Source organism: Limosilactobacillus reuteri (assembly GCF_020785355.1).
Taxonomy (GTDB): domain Bacteria; phylum Bacillota; class Bacilli; order Lactobacillales; family Lactobacillaceae; genus Limosilactobacillus; species Limosilactobacillus reuteri_I.
On the sequence record NZ_JAJGVH010000061.1, the window covers coordinates 20,264 to 43,514 of the forward strand.

At 36.9% G+C, this 23,251-nt stretch carries 21 protein-coding genes and 2 tRNA genes; 5 read left to right on the forward strand and 18 right to left on the reverse strand.

Translation table 11 applies throughout. From position 1 onward, the window contains the following. Positions 1–5: 5 nt before the first annotated feature. Positions 6–308 carry a hypothetical protein gene (locus tag LMB56_RS02180; RefSeq protein ID WP_003667545.1) on the forward strand — a complete coding sequence of 101 codons (303 nt, stop codon included), beginning with the start codon at positions 6–8 and terminating at the stop codon, positions 306–308. 64 nt (positions 309–372) lie between these two features. Here the strand turns inward: LMB56_RS02180 and LMB56_RS02185 are convergent, their stop codons facing one another. The 5 genes from LMB56_RS02185 to LMB56_RS02205 all read right to left on the reverse strand — a co-directional run bounded on the left by LMB56_RS02185 (position 373) and on the right by LMB56_RS02205 (position 6,300). Then, positions 373–1,779 (reverse strand): amino acid permease, encoded by a 1,407-nt coding sequence (locus LMB56_RS02185; RefSeq protein WP_324294721.1) that lies wholly within the window; start codon positions 1,777–1,779, stop codon positions 373–375. A 48-nt stretch (positions 1,780–1,827) separates the two neighbouring features. Continuing rightward, positions 1,828–3,249 carry a basic amino acid/polyamine antiporter gene (locus tag LMB56_RS02190; protein WP_153701147.1) on the reverse strand — a complete coding sequence of 474 codons (1,422 nt, stop codon included), beginning with the start codon at positions 3,247–3,249 and terminating at the stop codon, positions 1,828–1,830. A gap of 20 nt (positions 3,250–3,269) precedes the next feature. Continuing rightward, entirely contained in the window at positions 3,270–3,731 is a 462-nt protein-coding gene (locus LMB56_RS02195; protein ID WP_003666533.1) for an arginine repressor, read from the reverse strand. A gap of 110 nt (positions 3,732–3,841) precedes the next feature. After that, complete coding sequence (arcA, locus tag LMB56_RS02200) at positions 3,842–5,074, reverse strand: arginine deiminase (protein ID WP_122481889.1); 1,233 nt, start codon at positions 5,072–5,074, stop codon at positions 3,842–3,844. 206 nt (positions 5,075–5,280) lie between these two features. Continuing rightward, a complete protein-coding gene (locus LMB56_RS02205; RefSeq protein ID WP_229283672.1) occupies positions 5,281–6,300 on the reverse strand; it encodes a serine hydrolase domain-containing protein in 1,020 nt (339 codons plus the stop codon). Positions 6,301–6,493: 193 nt separating this feature from the next. Between LMB56_RS02205 and LMB56_RS02210 the strand changes: the two genes are divergently transcribed. Continuing rightward, complete coding sequence (locus LMB56_RS02210; RefSeq protein ID WP_153702670.1) at positions 6,494–7,093, forward strand: hypothetical protein; 600 nt, start codon at positions 6,494–6,496, stop codon at positions 7,091–7,093. Positions 7,094–7,171: 78 nt separating this feature from the next. Here LMB56_RS02210 and LMB56_RS02215 read toward each other — a convergent pair whose 3' ends face one another. From LMB56_RS02215 to LMB56_RS02260, 10 genes are all read right to left on the reverse strand, one after another. Then, positions 7,172–10,282, reverse strand: a complete 3,111-nt coding sequence (locus tag LMB56_RS02215; RefSeq protein WP_229283671.1) for a mucin-binding protein — start codon at positions 10,280–10,282, stop codon at positions 7,172–7,174. Positions 10,283–10,554: 272 nt separating this feature from the next. Continuing rightward, entirely contained in the window at positions 10,555–11,415 is an 861-nt protein-coding gene (locus tag LMB56_RS02220) for a hypothetical protein (protein WP_229283670.1), read from the reverse strand. A gap of 146 nt (positions 11,416–11,561) precedes the next feature. Next, positions 11,562–11,634, reverse strand: a tRNA-Glu gene (locus LMB56_RS02225). A gap of 62 nt (positions 11,635–11,696) precedes the next feature. Next, positions 11,697–13,253 (reverse strand): cation:proton antiporter, encoded by a 1,557-nt coding sequence (locus LMB56_RS02230; RefSeq protein ID WP_229283669.1) that lies wholly within the window; start codon positions 13,251–13,253, stop codon positions 11,697–11,699. Positions 13,254–13,314: 61 nt separating this feature from the next. Beyond that, on the reverse strand, positions 13,315–13,644 hold the full coding sequence (locus LMB56_RS02235) for a hypothetical protein (RefSeq protein WP_003666524.1): 330 nt from the start codon (positions 13,642–13,644) through the stop codon (positions 13,315–13,317). A 91-nt stretch (positions 13,645–13,735) separates the two neighbouring features. Continuing rightward, positions 13,736–13,808, reverse strand: a tRNA-Gln gene (locus tag LMB56_RS02240). 64 nt (positions 13,809–13,872) lie between these two features. Beyond that, positions 13,873–14,349 (reverse strand): DUF7679 family protein, encoded by a 477-nt coding sequence (locus LMB56_RS02245; RefSeq protein ID WP_229278907.1) that lies wholly within the window; start codon positions 14,347–14,349, stop codon positions 13,873–13,875. A 117-nt stretch (positions 14,350–14,466) separates the two neighbouring features. Further along, positions 14,467–16,404, reverse strand: coding sequence for a copper-translocating P-type ATPase (locus LMB56_RS02250; protein WP_229283668.1), 1,938 nt, complete (start codon positions 16,402–16,404; stop codon positions 14,467–14,469). Continuing rightward, the gene (locus LMB56_RS02255) at positions 16,404–16,691 is read right to left on the reverse strand and encodes a cupredoxin domain-containing protein (RefSeq protein WP_085650526.1); all 288 of its coding nucleotides are present in this window, start codon (positions 16,689–16,691) and stop codon (positions 16,404–16,406) included. Before LMB56_RS02255 ends, LMB56_RS02250 begins: the two co-directional genes overlap by 1 nt. Then, the gene (locus tag LMB56_RS02260) at positions 16,691–17,068 is read right to left on the reverse strand and encodes a cupredoxin domain-containing protein (RefSeq protein WP_229283667.1); all 378 of its coding nucleotides are present in this window, start codon (positions 17,066–17,068) and stop codon (positions 16,691–16,693) included. The genes LMB56_RS02255 and LMB56_RS02260 overlap by 1 nt, the downstream gene beginning before the upstream one ends. Positions 17,069–17,334: 266 nt before the next feature. Between LMB56_RS02260 and LMB56_RS02265 the strand changes: the two genes are divergently transcribed. Further along, positions 17,335–17,916, forward strand: coding sequence for a matrixin family metalloprotease (locus LMB56_RS02265; RefSeq protein WP_229283666.1), 582 nt, complete (start codon positions 17,335–17,337; stop codon positions 17,914–17,916). Between the two features lie 83 nt (positions 17,917–17,999). Continuing rightward, positions 18,000–18,902, forward strand: a complete 903-nt coding sequence (locus LMB56_RS02270; protein ID WP_003666515.1) for a DMT family transporter — start codon at positions 18,000–18,002, stop codon at positions 18,900–18,902. Between the two features lie 184 nt (positions 18,903–19,086). On the opposite strand, the gene arcC is transcribed toward LMB56_RS02270, so the two are convergent. Together arcC and argF are read right to left on the reverse strand one after the other, a co-directional pair. Beyond that, on the reverse strand, positions 19,087–20,019 hold the full coding sequence (gene arcC, locus LMB56_RS02275; RefSeq protein ID WP_153702677.1) for a carbamate kinase: 933 nt from the start codon (positions 20,017–20,019) through the stop codon (positions 19,087–19,089). Between the two features lie 16 nt (positions 20,020–20,035). Then, positions 20,036–21,043 (reverse strand): ornithine carbamoyltransferase, encoded by a 1,008-nt coding sequence (gene argF / locus LMB56_RS02280; protein WP_122481901.1) that lies wholly within the window; start codon positions 21,041–21,043, stop codon positions 20,036–20,038. Between the two features lie 253 nt (positions 21,044–21,296). Here argF and LMB56_RS02285 point away from each other — a divergent pair, with 253 nt between their 5' ends. After that, positions 21,297–22,136 carry a DNA-binding domain-containing protein gene (locus LMB56_RS02285; RefSeq protein ID WP_229283665.1) on the forward strand — a complete coding sequence of 280 codons (840 nt, stop codon included), beginning with the start codon at positions 21,297–21,299 and terminating at the stop codon, positions 22,134–22,136. A gap of 73 nt (positions 22,137–22,209) precedes the next feature. On the opposite strand, the gene LMB56_RS02290 is transcribed toward LMB56_RS02285, so the two are convergent. Next, positions 22,210–23,142: a helix-turn-helix transcriptional regulator gene (locus LMB56_RS02290; protein WP_229283664.1), complete on the reverse strand. Its 933-nt coding sequence runs from the start codon at positions 23,140–23,142 to the stop codon at positions 22,210–22,212. Between the last annotated feature and the right edge of the window lie 109 nt (positions 23,143–23,251).

Consider the following 23,251-nt stretch of genomic DNA (forward strand, 5'->3'; position numbering starts at 1 on the left):
AAACAGTGAATCAAACCATAACATTTGTATTTACCATTATTTTTTTGCTGGAAAGTTTTTGGGAAGTCCGTCTTTTCTCCCAACTTCAAGCACTAGCCATCCAAAACCCAACTAGAATCCCACCACGCTTTGCAAAAGTTATCCGTCTTGAGCGTCGTTGGAACTGGATATCTTGGATCTTAATCATCTTACTATTTCTTACTTCATCAAATTTCACGATTTTATGGGTAAGCCTAATCACATTGATTGAAACCTATGTTGTCTGGCGAATGGATAACATGAAAAGCAAGATGACTAGCGAAGATTAGAATACAAAAAGGGATGAGATTGAAGGAAAGTAAAAATTCCTTCTAGTCTCATCCCTTTTATATTTTAAAAATTAATCTTTCCAGTAATAATCAACATAAGCGCAATCACAGCTGCTAAGGCGATAATTGTTGCTAACCACTTTTCTTTCTTACTCATCTTATTAGGAGCCCCGGCAAATAACGGTATTCCTAGTGCAAAAATAATCGCACTCGCAAATACATATTCAAGTCCCGAAGCAACCAACATATAGACGGAATAAATGGAAGCTAACGTAGCAATAATCTTAAAGCCAAGGCCCATTTTTTCGCTAATTGCTAGCTTCAACCCATATAACGCCGAGAGCAAGTAAGCAACTAGTGTCATTGTCGCAGCTAAAGTATACGCAATCGTGTAGGCCATTTGAAGTTGCGGAAGCAGTAAAACGAGTAAGCATACTTGCATAATAATTGTATATACAATTAATGCAAAGCCAGGAACACCATGGCGGTTAACAAGTTTAAATGCTCGTGGCATATCTCGATCATAACTGGTTACGTATGCAATTTCTGGTCCAATCATAAACCAACTCAATAATGCCCCTAATAGAGAAATCAGTAAGCCAATTTTAATAATAAGGCTTCCTACTATTCCTAATGCTGTATGACTAAGCGCTGCTGCTAGTGGAACTGAAGTCTGGCTAAGTTCTTTAGCAGGCAGAATCCCCATTGGAATAATAGAGATTGAAATATAGAGGACCAATACAATTACAAAGCTAATAATCGTTGCTAACCCCACATCACGTGGCTGCTTTGCCCGACGTGACATTGAAACAGCTGCTTCAATCCCAACAAAACACCACACAATAGTACTCATCGCACCACTAATTTGGTCTTTAAATGGGACATGCGTTTGATTAACAGCAAGAATGCTTGTCCAATCAGGAACATTAAAAATATGCGGCTGGAATGCAAAGACACCAACAATAACAACTAATAAAAGCGGTAAGATCTTAATAATCGTAATGACGGCATTAAGGATACTTGCCTCACGGACACCAAACCATGTAATCGCAGTGTATCCCCACAGAATAATCGAACCTCCGATAAAACACATTAACGGCGAAAGTTGATGCGTCCCGAGCATACTATTTAAGGTCTTAAAGAAAAGCGAGATAAAGGCAATGTTGCCAAAAACTGCTCCCATCCAATATCCCCAAAAGGAATTAAAACCAATATAGTTGCCAAAGCCTTCTTTTGCATAAGTATAAATTCCACCGTTCATCTCCGGCTTGATAACAGAAAGCTTATAAAAGACTAATACTAACATCAAAATTCCGAAGCCACCAATTAACCAGGCAATTAACGCAGCCATTGGATTTGCTTTCAAAATTAAATCGGTCGGACTATTAAAAATCCCACCACCAATAATCGTTCCTACAATTAAGGTGATTAAGAGGAAGAGATTTAATTTCTTTTCCTTCACCTTAATCACCTCACTTATAAATATTCTTAAAATGTGGAATAATTATACATTATTTACCTAGCCAATAGCAATAGTTCCATTAGCAACAAGCCAAATTGCAACGATACTTAAGATTAAGATCAACGCCATTGTCCACTTTTCAGCAGTTGTAACTTTACGATCATTTTCTTTACATGCTAAGTAGTAAATGTAGAATCCAGGAATAAAACTAATTGAAACTAGTAATACTTCTTGCCATCCAGCAAGGAACATACATGCGAACATGAATGCAGCAGAGAGCAAACCAATTGTAAATTGTCCCCATTCTTGGTGTGCAGAACTGTATTTCATTTGGTAAAGTCCAACAAATAAGTATGAGAATAAAATTGCTGCACTACATAAGGAATATGCGAATTCATAGGCTTTATCAGTGAAAAGCAATGAGAACAAGAAGATTGTTTGCAATACCGCTGTAATCATCAAGGAAGCAGTTGGTGCTTTTTTAGCATTAACCTTTCCCCAGATTTTTGGCATTGCCTTATCATCAGCAACTAACATTGTTGTTTCGGCTGGAAGCATTGTCCAAGAAAGCCAGGAAACAATTGTTGAAATAATCAAACCAACATTAATCAAAATTGAACCCCAACTACCAACTGTTGCTTGAAGAACATGACCGATAGCTGGTTGGCCCATTCCAGCTAATTCTGCCCGAGTTAATGCACCATAAGGCAAAATTGAAATTAATACATAGATAACCACTAAGAGGCCAAAACTAATAAGAGAAGCTTCACGAGCGGCTGTAAGCGACTTAGCCCGACTTGCCATAACAGAAGCACCTTCAACACCGATAAATACCCAAATTAATGTCATTAGGGTACCTTTCATTTGTTCCCAGACAGAACCAGTTGCGGTGCCGCGAGAAGCATTATTAGCAACTCGTCCCCAGAAATCTGCTGTAAACATTCCGGCCTTGAAGCAAACAACCATCATAATAATAAAGATAACTAATGGTAAGACCTTGCAGATTGTTCCAATCATGTTAACAAAAGAAGCACTTTCAACACCATTGTTAACTAAGATTGTCAATAGCCAACAGAAGATGATGGCAATAATAATTGATGGTAAGTTTTGACCACCTTTAAATGTTGGAAAGAACGTTCCGATTGAGCTCATCAACATGGTGGCAAAAGCAATGTTTCCCAGCCATGCGGATAACCAGTAAGACCATCCAGAAATAAATTCACCTAATGGTCCAAAGCCGGCACCAGCGTATGAGAAAATCCCTGAAGTAAGATCTGGTCGCTTTTCAGATAAATTGTTTAGCGAGAGAACCAGCATTAAAAAGCCAATTCCAACAAAGATCCAGGCCAATAGTGCAGGACCTGGCGCTGCCGCCGCCGCTACATCACTAGTAATACCAAATATTCCGGTACCGATACATGAACTTACAATTAAGGCGATCAATTCGCCTCTACCGATACCTTTCTTTTGTTCATCCATAAATATCCCTCCTATGCAGTTTATGAATGCATGTGTTGAATGATTAAATCATAAACCATTTTAGCATCATCATTATCTTTACTAATGATAATCAAGGTGTCGTTTCCAGCAAGTGTACCCACAACTTCCGGAATATCAAGTTCATCAAACATTCCAGCCAAAATCGTCGCATAACTAGAATTTAGTGCAGTTTTGATCACGTTCATAAATTGAACAGTTTCAATTGTCCGCACATTATCATGAATTCCTTGATATAATCGTTCAAAATTATGTTCGGGTGTCACATGAAGTTGAACATAATGGGTATGACCATCGCCATCATTTGCTTTAACGATATTCAACGCATGAATATCTCTTGAAATTGTTGCTTGTGTCGTTTCGAAACCCGCCTCAGTTAACAACTTAAGCAATTCTTCTTGCGTTTCAATTTTACGATCATTAACCACTTGTTCAATATATTTTCTTCTTGCCTTTCGATCCATTCGTGTTCCCTTCTTATCATGTTGATTACACTAAAATGATACAAGAAAAAGCAGCAAAATTATACCCTTTCTAGATTACTCAGATAAATTTGCTGCTTTTACTATCTTATTTATTTCTTAAGATCTTCACGAACAATTGGACATGACATGCACCGTGGACCACCACGACCCCGTGATAGTTCGCTTGAACGGACCTCGTGAACGAGAATACCATGCTTACGCAGCAAATCGTTTGAGACATAGTTCCGATCGTAAGTTACAACTACACCAGGGGCAATTGCTAGCGTGTTAGAACCGTCATTCCACTGTTCACGTGGAGCAATAATTGGATCGCCGCCACCAGTAGGAATCAAATCAATTTCCGGCTTATCAAGTGCCTTCTTCAAAATTTCTTTAAGATTTGTTTCATGAGTAATTGAAATTTCACCATTGTTACCTGGGTGCATAATGTATGCATCAACATGTCCACCATCACGTAAGATTGCTGGATGAACTGTAAATTGATCATAGTTAATCATTGTAAATACAGTATCAAGGTGCATCATTGCGTGATTGTGAGGAATATGAATTGCAATTACTGTATCATAATCAGACTTTTCGAAGAGACTTTCAGCTAATTCTGTAATAGCCTTAGCAGATGTTCGTTGAGAAATACCAATTGCTAATACATGATCACTGAGAACTAATTCGTCTCCACCTTCAATCCGGCCTTCAGGGTAACGGTTCCGCCATACCTCAACGCCCTTGTCAGCAAAACGCTTATTGTGCTTAATGATGTACTCAGTAAAGAGAGATTCACGTTGACGAGCCTTAAATGTCATGTGGTTAATGGTAATTCCATCCCCGATACATGCTTGCTGGTCACGAGTAAAGTATGCATTTGGCATTGGATCCATATAGAATGGGTAATCCTTGTCTTCTGCTAGTTCGGCAAGCGAAGCATACTTAGTCTTGATTTCATCTTTACGTACACCAGCGATAATCTTATCAACCATGTCCTTAGTACTAAAACTAAGCAAGAATTCCTTTAAGCCATCATGGATTGCTCCAGCAGCATAACCGGATTCAGCAATGATTCTTTCAAGAAATTCATCTTTGATATTATCATCGGCCAATGCGTCTGTTAATAAATCTTCAAGATACAAGACTTCTGCGCCATTATCACGTAATGTTTGCGCAAAAAGGTCATGTTCTTCTTGAGCGATCGGTAAGTATGGAATGTCATCTACAAGCATCCGGTGAAGAATTTCGGGATAAACATTTTCGATTTCCTTACCTGGTCGATGCAACATAACTGTCTTAAGCTTTCCAATTTCTGATGTAACGTGAATTGGACTTTGCATACAATATCACTCCTTTTTGAAGTATCACTTGACTACAACTACATCATATTAGTTTATGTAAACGTTGTCAAATGCCGTCGTATCAATATTTAGTGAATTATATAAAAAGAAGTTATTAATATAAATTATCGACAGTTTTTATACATTTTATGAACTTAAAACGCATATTCTGTGAAAGCGCTTATTCAATTAAGTGAATATAAATTTCACAAAGTTTTTTCTTTTTCTTTTAAATAAATTGCCAAAAGTTGGTCACGAGCATCTAAAAATTCTTGATTTTTGGCACTTGGATGGACACGATTGGTTAATACAATAAAACCTTGGTCATTTTGCCGGTCTAGCACCATCCAGGTTCCTGTAAATCCAGTATGGCTAATCACAAGGTGGCCATCTTTAGCATGAAATAATTTCCAGCCCAGCGAACGGCTATGCAGACCTGGAATTCGTGTTTGATCTTTAAAAAGCAAATCAATTATTTTAGGTGTAAGAAGATCATTTAAATTATTTTCAATCAGCGCATGACTAAAAATCTCCAAATCTTTCAACGATGCAAAAAGGCCAGCACATCCACAACTTGCTCCCAAAATGTACCCTTTAGGATCATGGGTTGTTCCCCTAATCAAGCCACGTTTTGTTTGTACTTCTGTCGGCACGCAATTAGCCGGGATAGGATTAAATGTTGCAGTTGGCAGATTCAATGGTTTGAGAACCTGTTCTGTAATAACATTTTGAACCGGTTGATCATAAATTCGTTCAATAATCCATCCTAAATACAAATAGTTCACATCCGCATATTTGATTTGGCGGTTCAAGCTATCCTCCACATGCATTTTCGTCAAAAAAGCCTTCTTTAGTTCAGGAGCAGTCAACTCATTACGATGTGGAATATAACCAGCAATCCCCGAAGTATGAGTAAGCAGGTTACGGATAGTTGGTCGGTCATCGTTAAACTCAGGTAAATATTGCTTTATTGGATCATCTAAAGACAATGTTCCTTTCTGAATAAGCTGGGCAATAACCGGAACTGTTCCTACCACTTTCGTTAGTGAAGCAACATCATAGAGCATGCCTGGTTTTAATATTTCAGTCTCGGGATAAATTTGGGCCATCCCTGTTACTTCCTTAATCGTATGTTGATGATCAAAAATCAAATAGCTAACTCCTGGAACAACACCCTCTTTAACCATTTGGTGTAATTTAGTAATTGTTAAATCGTATTTATTCATCGTTTTAATTCACTTCCTCAATAAGGTTTATTTTAACGTAAATCAGACAAAGGAAAAATATCCAGAAATTTATTAAACAAAATCAGTCAATTGTGACAAATAAGTCAAAAATGTTACAAAATCATTTCAAAAGGCGGTATAATATAAGTGTAATGATGTTATAAAAATAAGAGAGATTGAGGGGGTCATTAAAATGATGAAGATGACAAATAAAGTTTTAGCAAGTTCATTAGTAATTTTAGCAGCCCTTGGACTAGCTGGGTGTACCAATAGCGCAGCAGCTCCAACAAAGACATCTACTTCTGCGACAAAAGTAAGTCAACAAACAAGCAAAAAGGCGGCCTCCTCCACTAGTAGCGAAAAGGCAAAGGAGCAAACCTCTACATCTACACCTACTAGCGTACAGTCCACTTCTTCAACAAATACAAGCTCAACAAGCGCAAATTCAAAGGTAGCTAACAGTTCAGAAAAATCAACTAATCAAACGGTAAAAGCTCCTAGTTCATCCATAACTAGTAGTTCTAGCAGCCAATCAGCAACTACCAATTCCACTTCCTCAGCACAAAACGATCAACAAGTCCTAACGAGTTTTGTCAAGACAAGTGGCGTTCAACAAGATGGCAATCATTATTACATGACTAAGAATAATCAAAATAATAATTATCAAATTGAAGTTCGCAATAACCAAGGCGGCGATCCAAATGTAGCTCACCTTACTGGTACCTATCAATATGACCCAGCTACAAATCAAATTCATGAAATGAACCCAATCACCGGCAATTATGATAATTAATATTTTTAATTCAAAAAGGAGTACAGAAGGAATTTACCATTAGCGGTTTATTCTTCCTGTACTCCTTTATTAATTCATTTATTTAAAATAACCTTTAAATGCAGCAAAGATTCCCTTTTTATTTCCAGTTTTATCATCATCGTTCGACTTAATTTGTTCGATTGTTGATTCTGCCTCACTATTGCCATGAGGGGTTACTGCTACTAATTGCTTTAAGGTAATAGTATAGGTCTGTTCCCCGGCTGCGAAATGATGATCAGCAGGGAACCTATTTTCATCAAGCACATATCCTTCATCTTCAAATGACTTAATTTGCGGAGTTGGATCGTAGTTAAATTCTTCACCGGTTACCCCAGTAAGTTCCTCGGATGTTAATTCTGCACCAGTTTGGTCAATAAATTTAACCAGAATTTTAGCTGGTTGTGGAGTGTAACTGATCTTTTCATTTCGATCGCTCGCATTTTCATCAACCTGTTCAGCTGGAATAGCAGGTGCATCATATCCCGCGATTGGTGCTGGAATATATTCAGGGATCATTCCTTTGCTCCACTCTTGCCAAATGTCACTACCAAGCACTTCATCATGAACGCCAAAACGAGTAGCAATTGCTTCCTGAGTTACAACTTGTTGTGTTTTATCCGGCATTGTAATCTGAATAGTTCGTGTTACGTGATGTTCTTTCTTTAGGGGAGTAGTTTGGTGAGTGAGATAAACATAATATTGTTGTTCTGGACTACCAGCAAAGTACTTACCCTCTAATGCCCCTTTGTCAGCCTTAAACAATTCATACCCGGCATCTTCAAAATTCCATAGTTCATTACTATATGTTTGTCCTTCTGTAACATTTAATCTTTGGGTTCGATTATCAATAATCCGCCCAGAAGAAGGCTTGACAATTGGTAATCGATTATCAGGGACATCAACATAAAAGACGGTAATTTGTTGTGTCTGTAAATCTTGTTTACTAATAAAAACTTTATATTCTTTTTCTTGATCACTGTCTTCCGCCATTAAACGAGCATTTTGCGGCAATTCATTATCAACAATCACGTATCCTTCACCAGCAAGACGGTCTGTTTCAACTGTTGGCTTATGACTGATCAAGTCGCCAGCAAGTCCAGAAACTATTTGCTCATCAATTACATCCCCAGCTTCATCAACATATTTAATCTTGACACTAACTTGCTTTGGATGGTAGATAACATTAATATTGCTATTTTTTGACGTTAATGAAATTGGTTCAGCGTCAACGTTTTTACCCGTATATCCAGGAACATGGGGCGCGGTAATTGCGGGGAGAGTAGCTTTACTCCAATCACTCCATGTTTTTTCATTAGTCGTTTTATCAGTAATTCCAAAACGCTGAATTTTTCCAGTTTGCTTAATGATCTGCTTGGATCCATCTGGCATATTAAAAGTGATTGTCCGTGTTACTTGATGATCTTCATCGATTTTTTCAATTTTATGAATAAGGTAAACATAATAATCTTTAGTTGGTTGTCCACCGACATAGGTCCCTAATTTAGCGCCTTGGTCATATTCATAAATCTCAAAGCCGTTTTCTTCACCCCAGAGTTCATTATGATAATCTTCATCACCTTGACCGGTAAAAGTTTGGGTTTGATTTTCGAGAATCTTTCCGTCACTTGGTTGTAAATCATCTTTGGTTTTATCAGGGATATTAACCAAGTCAACATAGTAAACATTAATTGTCTGTTTATTTTCAACTATCCTTACCTTTGCCGGTGCAGTGATTAACATATCATTGTCCTCACTCCCGTTAAGGAAATAACCAATAATGACATTATAATCACCAGGGGTTGCATCGACTAATTCAGAATCATCCACAATAAATGTTTGCTCAGGACTAACCGGAAGTTCCTCATTAGTTGAGGAGAGGCCACAAACTTTTTCAATCCCGCCAAATGAATTCCAATCATCTTTTGCCTCTGCCTTAAGCGTAAATGATTTAGTAATAAGAAGTTGGTGAATGACAATATAAGGAATGAAGTCAAAACTTTCAAAATCAAGATAAGTAGGTTGAACCATAAAGGCAGAGGCCTCCATTAATTTTCTCCCTGTCTTATCAACATCGACTGAAAATCCCTTTTCTTGAATCGCACCTTGAATAGCGGCCAGCTTAAAGAAGTATTGACCGCCTTGCCACATTACATTATCTCCATCAATCTCAAACGAAACTTCATCGTTAAAGTTACTGATTGCATATGGTACTTCACCCAAAGTTGGCATCATTGCTTGAACATCTTCTGGAAATACCTCATCACCATCTTCAGTTCGGCTGAGTGCCATGAATGGGATATTTTGATAGGCATCATGGGCAAAAACAGGCGTGCTTAAGCGGAAGTTTAATTGTGACGTTGTATGCTTATTAACTGTTAAATCATAAAAGGCATATTCATTTAAATTAAATTGCTCTTGAGTATTAATATTTTCTAGATTTGTAATCTTAAAAGGAAATTCAACACGGTAAGAACTGTTTGGCAATAAAGAACCAAATACCATAACCGCTGTTACTTTTTCCCAGCTAAAATCATCACGTTGCTTAAGAGTATCAATCGTTGAATACTCTCCTTCGTGTCCTTGGTAACTATAGGTAATATCAAATCCAGGAATTACATTTCCCTTTTCATCCTTATATTCAAGACCGTCAAATTCATTAATCCGCGCCCCATCAAGTACAATTTGTGCTGTTCCTTGCTTCCCTTCAAATGTAGGCAGCGTATAGACAACTTCAACTGATTTGGTAGTTTCTGTATTATTTTTTAAATGACCATATCCACTAAAATCAATAGCTGCGCGATAATTAACTAATGATGCCGTCTCACTCATTGAATTACGACTTACAAGCGAACGATCTTTAGCTTGGCTTTCACTATTAGTTGCCTGTAAGTAAGTCCCATGCATTAAGCCACCTAAATCATCAATTAGTTGATATTCACCTAATGCTGGATTATTTTTTATTACCGGTTCTTGGCCGTTCAATTTTTGTTGTTGAGCCGCAAAATTTGGCGCTGCTTTAAGCATTTTTTCCAATAATGGCGTTCTATTGAGCGAAGCAGTGCTTGAAGCAGATTTCTCCCCTAATTTTACTTGTCCGCCAACAGTTTCAACCGGGGCAAGCTCAACACCAAGTACCTCATTTTTTTTGATCTCATCTGTATCAAGCATCTTTTTTCTCCCCCTTAAAGACTTTTATAATTCGATAACTATTATTCAGTATTGAGTATAATATACTTCATTCTTATTTCAATACTGATAAATTATTCAGGAATATATTTTTTAATATTTTTCGCTTTTCATCCTTGATATATCAACAATTTCCGCCGTTAATGATAATAGAAAAAGAACAAAAGAATAATTTTTCATATGAAAAAATTATCTTTTGTTCTTTTAAAAATAGTTCATTCTTTTATCATTAGATATTTGATTATGAATAGAAATTAATATTGCGGACTATCGCCATCGTTTTCTTGACTATAGGCAGGAGTACTTGGTTCTTGCGCAGGAGCAGTCGGCGTACTGTTACCAGAGGTCCTATTTCCACCGCCATTGCCACTATATCGTGGACGAGAAGTATTGTAGTTTCTTGAGCTTCCTCCATTATTCGATGAAGCTGCTGTCGTGCTGCTTGAACTTTCGCTGTTACTTTGCGCCGTGGAAGCAGTCGAGCTTGAAGACGAGGAAACTGTACTACTACTTGCTGAGGAAGCGACTGAAGAAGAACTAGAACTTACTGAACTGCTACTTGATGAACTTTCTTGGGTATTATCATTGTCCTTAACTTTTAACTGCTTGGTTACCTTTTGATCACCGCGTTCTGCAATAATATCATAAGTGCCAGCTACATCAAATGTATAAGTATGGTTAACTAATGATTCGCCCTTACTTGCTTTAAACGTCTTAACAATCTCTTTGCTCTTATGTCCCCGGATTGTCAAAGTAGTTTGTGGAGAAACCTTAAACTTAACTTTTGCTTCTCCATTATCATTTAGAGTAACTTTCCGATCAAACTGAACTGAGACCTTTCCCAAATTATCACTGTCGGAAGCAGCATATTCAACATTTTCGGTCTTATCAGTTTGAGCTGGCTTTGCTTCTTGGCGATGTGAATGAATGCTACCAAAAACTATTCCCCCAACACAAATTACCAAGACAGCGACCAACGTCCAGTTAAAAAAGACACGGCCCCCACTTACGAAATTATTACCGTTGCGGTTTTTCCGTAACTGAGAAAAATATTGAGCAGCTAAAATAATAATCGCAATAACTGCTAATACTATCATTAAATTCATTACTCGCATAATTAACTCACCAAATCCATCCTATTCTTTTTCTATTTACACAAATCCATCATAGCATCAATTAAACCTTTTCTTAACGCTTTTACTAAATTTGTAATATAAATAAAAAAAGTCTGTTACTAAATGAGTAACAGACTCAATCATATTCACCCGCACGGGGATCGAACCCGTAACTCCGCCTTGAGAGGGCGACGTCTTAACCAATTTGACCAGCGGGCAATAACGTACAAATAAAAGTATACGTTAATTTTAATTTTTCGTCAACTTAAAATCAAATTAATTTAATATTCATTTTCAGTGTCAAGTAAAATTGATTCAGCCAATAGGATTTCGTTGTAAAGCTCAAAAAGATAGTCACGACGATTCTCTTTTTGAGATACCATATCAAGATACTGTCTTTCAGCCCGGAATGCCCATAATAAGGCTCGTTGTTCCAGTTCCTTTTCCTGCTCATTGAACTCTGGGTAGCGGCTTGCTTTAGCCCATTGATGCCAAAAGTCTGCGAATGAATTGGCACTCTTTTGATCCCGCAAATCATAAACGACACTTTCTCTAATGTTTTCTGGAAGGTATATCTTTTCTACTGCCTTCAATCCCTCTTTAACCATTTCTTGCCGTAAACGCTGAACTTGTTTGCCGGCCTCCTTGCTTGACATATCATGGTCAAGAATAAAGCGAAATACAATTGAAGGCACCACCATACTCAAAATAATAACAAGCATTTCTGCCAACACAATCATATCAAACTGCGCAGAGCTTACATTGTTAATAATCATATATACTAAGGCGAGTGTTACTGCACCATGGACTCCCCCAAGGGCAAAAATTATACTTCCTTTATTACCCATTTTTGACAATAGTCCATAGAGATAACGAACAAGGAGATTAGTAATATAAAGTAAAATACCAATCACAATCCATTGCGAATTTGTATTCCCAATAATCAAGTCATCGCGAATGATCCTAACAACCAATACTCCTAAAATAACGAAAATGGTATTATTTAAGAGTTCCCGCAGCAACCTTAAAAGCACTAGCCCATTATGAAATTGACGGGGCGTTATAAAGCGACTTCGAATACTTTCACTATTTTGCATTAAACCTGCACAAACCACTGCAATAATCCCAGATACTTTTAATTCTTCAGCTATAAAGTAAATAAAGAATGGTGTGCTAATAAATAATAATATTTGCGCATTATAAGCATCATGGTTAATTCGCCCTAAAAATTGACGAAAACTGATCATTACAAGGGCTGCCATAATGCCAATAATTATCCCGCCACCAGCTGAACGCAAAAAGTCAAAAAACGTTTGTTGATAGTTGAACTGCCCGTTTTTTACCCACAGTGCCATTGCAGTAACCAGGATAATACCAGAAGCATCATTAAATAATGACTCCATTTTTAGAATATTTTCTTGTCTTTCAGGGACAATCAACCCTTCCGAAACAGATTCGGTTGCAGTAGCGTCAGTTGGTGTACTTAAAGCGCCCATCAGAAATGCCAGAGCTAGCGGAATTCCCAAAAGCGATACACTAAAACCTGCAAATACCGTTCCAACAATTACTAAAAGAACAGCCGTCTCAAGGATTTGTCGCAATCTTTTTCCAATCAGATTAATTCTCGTTGATTGCCCCTCAAAATAAATCAGTGGAGCTACTATATACATAAATACTTCTGTGTGGAAGGGAAGAATACGACCATTCAAAAAAGGAACTAAGCCAATAATTAAGCCGACGAAAATACTAATATAATTAATTGAGAAGTGCGGAAAGAAGCTGGAAATAATACTACTTAAAACTGCCGCTACCATTAAAACAATCGTTGAAACAAGCACTATAAAACTCTCCCTTTATAGCAAATAAGCTGTGACACCTTTTGTCGCAGCTTAAATCGCATTATTCAAATGATAATTCTAATAAATATACTTTCTTTTCTGGAATATGACAGGTCGTCGCCCAAACATCATGGTAATTTTTCTTCGTTCCATTGGTCATTGAAAAATAACTATCAAGAAGGTCGCCATTCTTTGCCACAAAATCATTTGACAAACGATTGACCATGAAACGATCAACAGGAAAATAAAATGAAGCATCGGCTATCTTTAAGGAGTCATCAAAAAGAATCAGAACCGTATTAGTATAACGTGGTCTAATGCTTTTGATTAACTCTGGATGATGCTTTAGTTTTGTTAAAACATAATAAATTGAATCAGAATTACTAGCCATATTCGTCCCCTCACTTGACTGTAATTATAACAAATAACTTTTTTATCAACAAAAGACCTGCTAGCTAATCTAGCAGGCCTTTTGTTAGAAGTTGGGCATACTGGTCTCGAACCAGTAAATTATGGATTCAGAGTCCACTGCCTTACCAGTTTGGCGAATGCCCAATAAAATAAACTTACAACGATATATACTATACATGGAAGTGGCTTAATAGTCAACTCTTTTTTATCATTTCTCTTCAGCACGTAATCGTTGGTGTTGGCGGGCACAACGCCATTTTGTAATCAAATCGATAACAGGATGTTTTTTAGCGTCACACCAATAATCAACATCGGCCCAAATCTGTTTTTGCGTCCACTTGTCATAATCATGATGTAAGAAATTATAGTTTTTTAAGGCTGACTGCTTTTTCCAGATAGTTGCCATTATAAATTGACTTCGTGTCCGTTGCACAGTTTTTTTAACCTGTGCCGGATCAACTGCTTCTACTCCTATTACTTTTGCCGTTCCAATTGGCGGAATGGGCTGACCGCTTGGCAAGTATGGTGCTAAGGGAACATTTATTAATGCATCAAGAATCACCTCTTGCCAATCTTCTCGTGTCTCATAACGATGCATTAACCCCGGCTCAACATCATTAGCAATTAAATAATCACATGTTTTTCCCCAGCTTAATTGAGTGTGAACCAAAAATGCTGTTGCCATTTTGAATACTCCTCCATCACTTTTATTAATATTTTACCGCAAAATCCTTTTACTTTGTGCAAAATATAACAAAAAAAGAAGCTAAGAATTATATTCCTTAACTCCTTACTATCCGATTTACGCTTGAACAACATTCTCTCCCGCAATCTTAGTTTTATTTAGCAGCAAAGAAGAACTAACAACAGAGACAGAACTAAAGGCCATTGCCAAGCCGGCAAGTTCAGGACTAAGAGTAAAGCCCGCAAATGCAAATAGCCCTGCAGCAATTGGAATACCAATGACATTATAAATGAGCGCCCAGAAGAGATTTAATTTAATCCGGTTAAAGGTCTTCTTAGAAATATCAAGTGCCCGCACAACTCCTCGTAAATCATTTTGAACGAGGACAATTCCACCAGAGTCAATTGCAATATCAGTTCCAGATCCCATCGCAATTCCAACATCAGCTGTCGATAACGCAGGAGCATCATTAATTCCATCACCAACAAAGGCAACTTTTTTACCCTTGTCCTGAAGTTCCTTGATTTGTTGAGCCTTATCATTCGGCATTACTTCAGCGATCACCTTATCGATACCAACTTCATCAGCGATTGCTTGAGCTACCCGTTTATTATCACCAGTTAGCATCACGGTCATTAATCCACGTGCTTTTAGCTCCTTAATTGCATCTTTCGAACTCGGCTTCGGAACATCTTGAATAGCAACTAAGCCGATTATTTCCCCATCAAGGCCCACATAAACAACTGTTTTAGCTTCGTTCTGTAATTTTTCTGCACGTGATGCCATTTCCCGGGAAATATTTACATCAACTAGAAGCCGATTGCTACCAACAAATGCTACTTGACCATTGTAATTTGCGCGCACACCCTTACCTTCAATTGCTTCAAATTTCTCTACTTTTACTGGTGAGATCTCTTTATCTTTCGCTTTTTGAAGGATTGCTGATGCTAACGGGTGTTCAGATGATTCCTCAAGACTAGCAGCGATTGTTAATACTTTTTTAGCATCTCCAACAATATCGGTTACAACTGGTTTGCCGACCGTAATTGTCCCCGTTTTATCGAACACAACAGTATCGATATTGCTTACTTCTTGAAGGACTTCACCATTCTTAATAAGAACACCCATCTTGGCACTTCTTGCAGTTCCAACCATTAATGCCGTTGGGGTTGCTAAACCTAATGCACACGGACAAGCAATGACAATTACTGAAACAGCAAATAATAATGCTTGAACAAATGTTGCGCCAACAAAGGAATACCAAATCATAAATGTCAAAATAGCAATAATCATTACTGCTGGGACAAACACATTTGAAATCTTATCTGTTAAGTTCTGGATAGGAGCATGACTGGTTTGCGCTTTTTTTACTAGATCAACAATTTGGGCGAGCATCGTATCGGATCCAACCTTTGTAGCTTTAAAAGTAATCGTCCCATTATTATTAATTGTTGAACCAACAACAGTATCGCCAACTTTTTTCATTACTGGCATACTTTCACCAGTAACCATCGACTCATCCAAGGAAGCTATCCCTTCTAGAATCGTTCCATCTACAGGTACCTTTTCACCAGGCTTAACTCGAATAAGGTCACCAACTTGGACTTTATCGAGTGGTACTTTAACAAATTTACCATCTTTTAAGACTTCAGCATCTTTTGCTTGAAGGCCCATCAACTTACCAAGAGCATTGGAAGCATTGTTATGCATCTTCTCTTCCATCGCATCCCCCAGTAAAACAAAGACAGTAACAAAAGCAGCACTTTCAAAGTAAACCGCCCTATCAGTTATCATCGCAAAAATACTATAAAAATAAGCGACAGCTGTTCCTGTGGCGACCAGGGTATTCATATTTGCACTATGTTTTTTAAATGCAGCGATCGCACTTTTCCAATATGGAAATGCTGAAATTGCCATAATAATAGTGGTAGTAATTAATGCTATCCAATTATAGGCAGGCATCATCCAGTGAAAAGGCATCGCAAACATTTGTATTAACATCGGGATTGATAATACAAATGAAATCCAAAATCGCTGAATGTTTGTAAGCTTCATTACTTTACAACAACCTTTCCATGAAACATATCCATTCCACAAGCGTAGTTATAAGTTCCCGGCTTATCAGTTGGAATATCAACAGTAACTTCTTTTTTACCGTCTAACTTCTCATCAATCCCAAGTTCCTTAAATACGACTTCATTCATACACCCCATATTATCAGAGGGGATAAATTTTAATTGCGCTGGCTTTCCTTGTTTGAAAGTAACCGTTTCTGGTTTGTAGCCATGATTTTCTGCATTAACAACAACTTTTTTAGTTTGATTTTTTGAAAAAATACTCATTATTTAACAATCACCTTTCCATGAAACATATCCATTCCACAAGCAAAATTAAAAGTCTGGGCTTTATCTGTTGGAATATTAATCGTCGTAATCTTTTGCTTTGTTAAGTCCTTATTAACTCCTAGCTGTTCAAATACTACATGTGATAAACAAGCCGTCGAGTCATGCATATCAAAGTTAACTTGAGCTGGAATTCCCTTTTTCAAGATAACGGTTGAAGGAGAATAACCACCATTAACGACAATCGTTGCAGTTTGTTCATCATTAACAATAGTTGATTTTCCCGCCGCCTCTGTATGCTTTCCGAAGAACCACCAAACAATAAATGCAATCAAAAGTAGTGCAATAACTATAACGGCAATTCTCAATATTTCCACCTTCTTTTAGTTTACAACTGTAATCATATTATAGGTACAGCATACTATCAAAGTTTACAGTTGTCAACAATAAAGAAAAAATATTAAATAATGGACGTTTTACTCTTTTTTAATTAGAATTTGAATACTAGGGGGTGTGACCGATTAAGAAGTCCAATTTCTTATTAACCTTATTTTATTTATTACTCTTTGGCGGAATTATTTGGTTTTATCAAAATAATTCTACCTTTCAAGAACAATTTAATATTGGCATTCATAATGCACAAGTGCTTACTCAATCGTGGTTACACCGAATAACTGGTAAAGAAGTTGCAACCCCAACTAAACAAAACGCTGACCAGCAAACCGGGACTCAAGATACACCTGCTGATGCACGCTGGGAACAAAACTCTGCAACGATCTATATTAATATCAGTAATCCAGTATTAAAGAATGCAACAGAAACCGCAATTGCCCAATGGAATAACACAAAGGCATTCACATTTAAAATCGTTAATGATAAGAATGCAAATATTAGTGTTTCTGCTGTTAATGATCCAAATAACGGGGCAGCGGGGCTTACCAATACAAGCATGAATTCCGCAACCGGATATTATCTGCACGCAACAGTAGAACTAAATTCTTACTACCTATTGAATCCTGCCTTTGGCTACTCACAAGAACGAATCGTAAATACTGCTGAACACGAATTAGGGCATGCAATTGGTCTACAACACACGAATAAGATTTCTGTAATGCAGCCAGCTGGATCATATTATCCCATTCAATCACGAGATATACAGGCTGTAAAGGCTTTATATTCACGAACTCCACAACCAATCATCGCTGAAGATAATTCCAACAGATAGTCATAATTAAAAGGTCGAGCTCACTTTTCATAGAATTGGTATGGTAAAATAAAATAGCAAATCTAATTGGAAAGAGTATTTTTATGTCAAATAAAAAAGTTTTAGGTACAGCGATGATTATTACTGCCTGTACCTTTTGGGGTATTTCAGGGCTTTTTGCGAAGGCCCTTTTTAATGTTAGTAGTTCGATTACATCGATGTGGTTAACGCAAGTTCGAATGGTTTCAGCTGGAATTATTCTAGTCTTATTAAGTCAAATTCGTGGCGAGCATCCCTTTCAAATTTTTAAGGACCTTCATTCTGCATGGATTATCTTTGCATATGGTGTTTTTGGGTTAGTTCCAGTTCAGTATGCTTACTTTATGGCTGTCCAATATGGGAATGCTTCGATCGCAACCATTCTTCAATTCATCGGGCCCTTTTTTATCATTGCTTATCAAGCTATGTTTCGACACCTGCCACCACGACGAATTGAAATTATTAGTGCAATTATCGCCTTTTTAGGTGTTTTTATTATCGCAACTCATGGTCAATTTAACCATTTAGCAATGACGCTTAGTGTTTTAATATGGGGATTAATTTCTGCAATTGGTGTTGCAACGAATACCTTAATTCCACAAAACATGCTTCGCGAAGGTCGGGTTCCCTCATTAATTATTACGGGATGGGGGTTACTATTTGCTGGATTAACCTTAGTGCTTATTCACCCTAGTCAGCCTCATATCCCCAACATTCCCTCAGTTTGGTTATATGTGTTAGGTATTCTAGTAATTGGGACCTTAATTCCCTTTCAGCTAGCTAATAATTCATTAAAATATATCGATGCAACTACATTTAGTTTAATGGATGCATTCGAACCTTTATCAGCAACGATCGGTTCAGTCCTGATTTTTCATTTACAAATGACGGGTGCAGATATTCTTGGGTCGATTTTAGTTATCGTTGCTGTACTTGCGATTAATATTCGTATTCCGCAGAAAAATTAAAGAGTAACTAAAAAAGAAGGTAGGACTGTGACATAAGTTAAGTTACTTTCATAAAAAGCAAATACGCAGTACAACAATAGGCCTCCAACGTCCGGCAAAAAAGCCGAACGTTGGAGGCCTATTGTTGCTTGCGGGGGCTCGAAAACGAAGTCACAAGCGACTTCTGTCTCGCTCCCTCTTCTTTTTAGTTATCACGAATAACTGTCCCGACTTTACCGGCAAGAGCATCATCAAGACCATCTAATGAAGTAATTAATGCTTCTCGTTCTGGATGACCTTCAACAAATGAAAGACATGCTTCAATCTTAGGTAGCATACTACCAGCAGCAAATTGTCCTTCCTTCATGTATTTCTGAGCTTCTGCAACGTTTAACGTCTTAAGAGCTTTTTCATCCGGCTTTCCATAGTTAACATAAACATGATCAACGGCAGTTAAAATAATCAACTTATCAGCATCGATCTTGTCGGCTAACAATGCACTTGAACGGTCCTTATCGATAACCGCTGGAACTCCTTCAAGTCCTTTATCAGTGATGATTACAGGTACACCACCACCACCACCGGCAATAACAAGCTTGTCAGCATCAATTAATGTTTTAATGCTATCAAGCTCCATAATCTTCATTGGTAGTGGAGAAGGAACGACTTGACGATATCCACGTCCCGCATCTTCTTTAAAAGTGTAGCCTTTTTCTTTGGCAATTTCATCAGCTTGTTCTTTAGTGTAGAAGTCACCAACTGGCTTTGATGGATTTTCAAAAGCGGGATCATTAGGGTCAACTGCAATTTGCGTTACAATTGTTGCCACACTCTTATTCATCCAACGGTGGTGTAATTCATTTTCTAAACTTTGTTGTAAATGATAGCCAATATATCCTTGACTCATTGCACCACATTCTGGGAAAGGAAAAGCAGCAGTCTTGCCGTGTTCAGCAGCAAAATTCATCCCTAAATTAATGGCACCCACTTGTGGACCATTACCGTGACTAATAACTACTTGGTTTCCTGCGGCAATTAACCCAATTAATGAGGAAGCAGTATTTTTTACTAATTTTAATTGTTCTTCAGGTGATTTGCCTAATGCATTTCCCCCTAAAGCAACGACTACTTTAGCCATGGCAAATGCCTCCTAATTAGTTTTGTTCACCCAAAGTTGCAACCATTACAGCCTTGATAGTGTGCATCCGGTTTTCAGCTTCACGGAAGACAACTGAATGTTCACTTTCGAATACTTCGTCAGTAACTTCCATTTCCTTTAAGCCAAACTTCTTTTCAATTTCCTTACCAACTTCAGTGTCGAGGTTGTGGAATGCAGGAAGACAGTGTTCAAAGAGAACATTAGGGTTTTCAGTAGCCTTCATAACATCCATTGTTACTTGGTAAGGCTTAAGAAGGTTGATCCGCTTTTCCCACATGTCATCAGATTCACCCATTGATACCCAAACATCAGCATAGATTACGTCCATACCTTTGACACCTTCTTTGATGTCATTAGTAACAACAATCTTAGCACCGGTCTTGGCAGCAATTTCGTTAGCCTTATCTAAGGTTTCCTTAGTTGGTTCCAATTCCTTAGGAGTAACAACGTGGTATTCCATACCCATTACAGCAGCACCAAGCATCAATGCGTTTGAAACATTGTCTTGACCGTCACCTACAAAGGCAAACTTGATGTCCTTGTAAGGCTTCTTCAATACTTCGTGAGCTGTTAAGAAGTCAGCAAGTACTTGTGTTGGGTGGTCTTCGTCAGTTAAACCATTCCAAACTGGTACACCAGAGTACTTAGCTAAAATTTCAACATTACGTTGTGAGAATCCACGGTATTCGATACCATCGAACATTCCACCAAGAACACGTGCAGTATCCTTAACAGATTCCTTGTGACCAATGTGAGAACCTGATGGGCCAAGGTAAGTTACATGAGCACCTTCATCCTTAGCACCAACTTCGAATGCACAACGAGTACGGGTAGAACTCTTTTCAAAAATCAAAGCAATGTTCTTGCCTTCAAGATTCTTGCCTTCATAACCAGCATATTTTGCCTTCTTTAAATCTTCAGCAAGATTAAGCATGTATTCCATTTCCCGAGTGTTAAAGTCTGCAAGAGTTAAGAAACTACGATTACGTAAATTAAAAGCCATTTTTATTTCCTCCTAAGGTCTTAATACAAGTACTATAATAGGGGAAGGTTTCAAAATACTTCAAAAAAAATCGATAAATAACAAGAAAAAATTAGCTATTTTTTTGTAACAATCGCTTTATTCACAATGATGTAAGCGGAAACACCTACACATTTGTAAAATAACAACTCTATTGTCTATTGTCTTCACAAAGAGTAAAATAAAACAGTGTTTCAGAATACTTCAAATAACATCAAGAAATCGGTGAAAATACATGAATTTTTATATTTTAGATAATGACAGTAAGATTATTCATTTATTATCCAATATTATTGAAAATGATTTTAACAATACTGTTGTCGGAACAACCTCTAACCCGCAACAGGCCTACGATGATGCAATGCGCCTAGGAATTGATATCATGTTTATCGATTATGCAATGCCAACGATGGATGGGGTCCAACTTATTCAAAAAATTCAGGATAGTCATCATTATCCGCACTTCATTATGACTGCTCAAGCAATTTTACCCTCTATAAAAACAAGTGCATATCAACATGGGATTGATTTCTTTATTGAAAAGCCATTAAACATTGCAGAAGTTAAATCCGTTATTAAACTAGCAGCGCAAAATATTAATATGTCTAATCGACTTCTTCAAGTTTTAGACCTTGTGAGCGGTGCCGCTACGAACAATAATACGGTTACGATTAGCGGAAAAAATAAGAAAAAAGAAAACGCCCAATCTATCTTACGCTTTCTTGGGATTACAGCCGGAAATGGTGCTCCTGCAATTAATAAACTTGTTAATACGATGATTGAACGGGAAATTAGTTTTGATGAGGTTAATTTTGAAGAGTTTTTCCAATGTGATGAGCATGGTAAAAAGATAATTTTCCAACGGATTCGGCGCGATATAAAAACTGGCCTTAATAATCTCGCACACATGTGTATGGATTATCCAGAAAACGACATTATTCTGGAATACGCAAATAACTTATATGAATATAAAAACGTCCATAATGAAATTTCATTTCTCAAAGGAGAACGTACTAATGGTGGTCAAGTGTCACTAAAACACTTCTTTAATGGATTAATTCAAGAAATAAAATAAAGTTATCTATAACAAAAAGCTTTCGACATTTTTATTCCAGTGTTTAAAATGTTGAAAGCTTTTTCTATATTTACTATTTTTTATGATTTTTAGTTCTATTTTGACTATCCGTAACCAGAAATTCTTTCATATAACGCTGTCTATATTGAGTCGGTGTTTCTCCAACATATTTTTTAAAAACTTTTAAAAAATATTTATCATCTAAGAAAAAGGATTTGTCTGCAATAAGTTTTAATGGCAAATTAGATTCTAATAAGTATTGTCGTGCCAATTCAAGTTTAATATGCGTAATATATGCTGAAGTGGACATCCCCGTCGCTTGCTTTAATAGTTTACTAATATATCGGTAATTTAATTGAAAATGTTCTGCTACATCTTGAACTGTTAGTTTATAACTAAGGTTTTCTTCAATCCATTTTGTAATTTCATTAATGCGTTTATCCTTTATTGTTCCTTGAAAAAAGCCACTCACAAAGTCATTGGTTAATTGTAGTAATAGGCTAGTTACTGCATAAGATGGAATAGCATCTGTATAATATGTTTGATCAATTTGTCTAATTATTTCTAATGCTAGCGTATTTATCTTTCTAAAATTATTAATTTGATATTGAGTGGGAATAATTACATTGTTAATTATTCTTTTTAATTTTTCTCTGCTATTAAAACAATCTACGACTTGTTTATATGGGAAAAATTTTTGTTCATCCTTAGGGAAAAATTGAAAACAATAATATGTGCTATCTTCGTTTAGTGTTTTTAGCTCTAAATCTGTATTTGGTGGCAGTAAGATAGAACTGCCTTTCTGTAAAGAATAATAGCTTTGATTTGTAATTAATTGTACTTCTCCTTCAATTCCAATTAACAATTCATAAATATTTACACCTGTTTTTTCTTTATTCTTATTATTTTTCTTAATAATCTCTTTTTTTGCCATATAACAATGAAACGGACGGTCGCTATTAAGTAAATAAATCATTGAATTAGATAGGTTCCTTTGAGACACCATAATGTCAAGCCACCTTACATTTTTCCACTTTTAAGAACATTTATTTTATTTATGGTTACTTTTAACTGATTGTCATTCATTTTTCTCACTTTTTATAACATTTTATAAG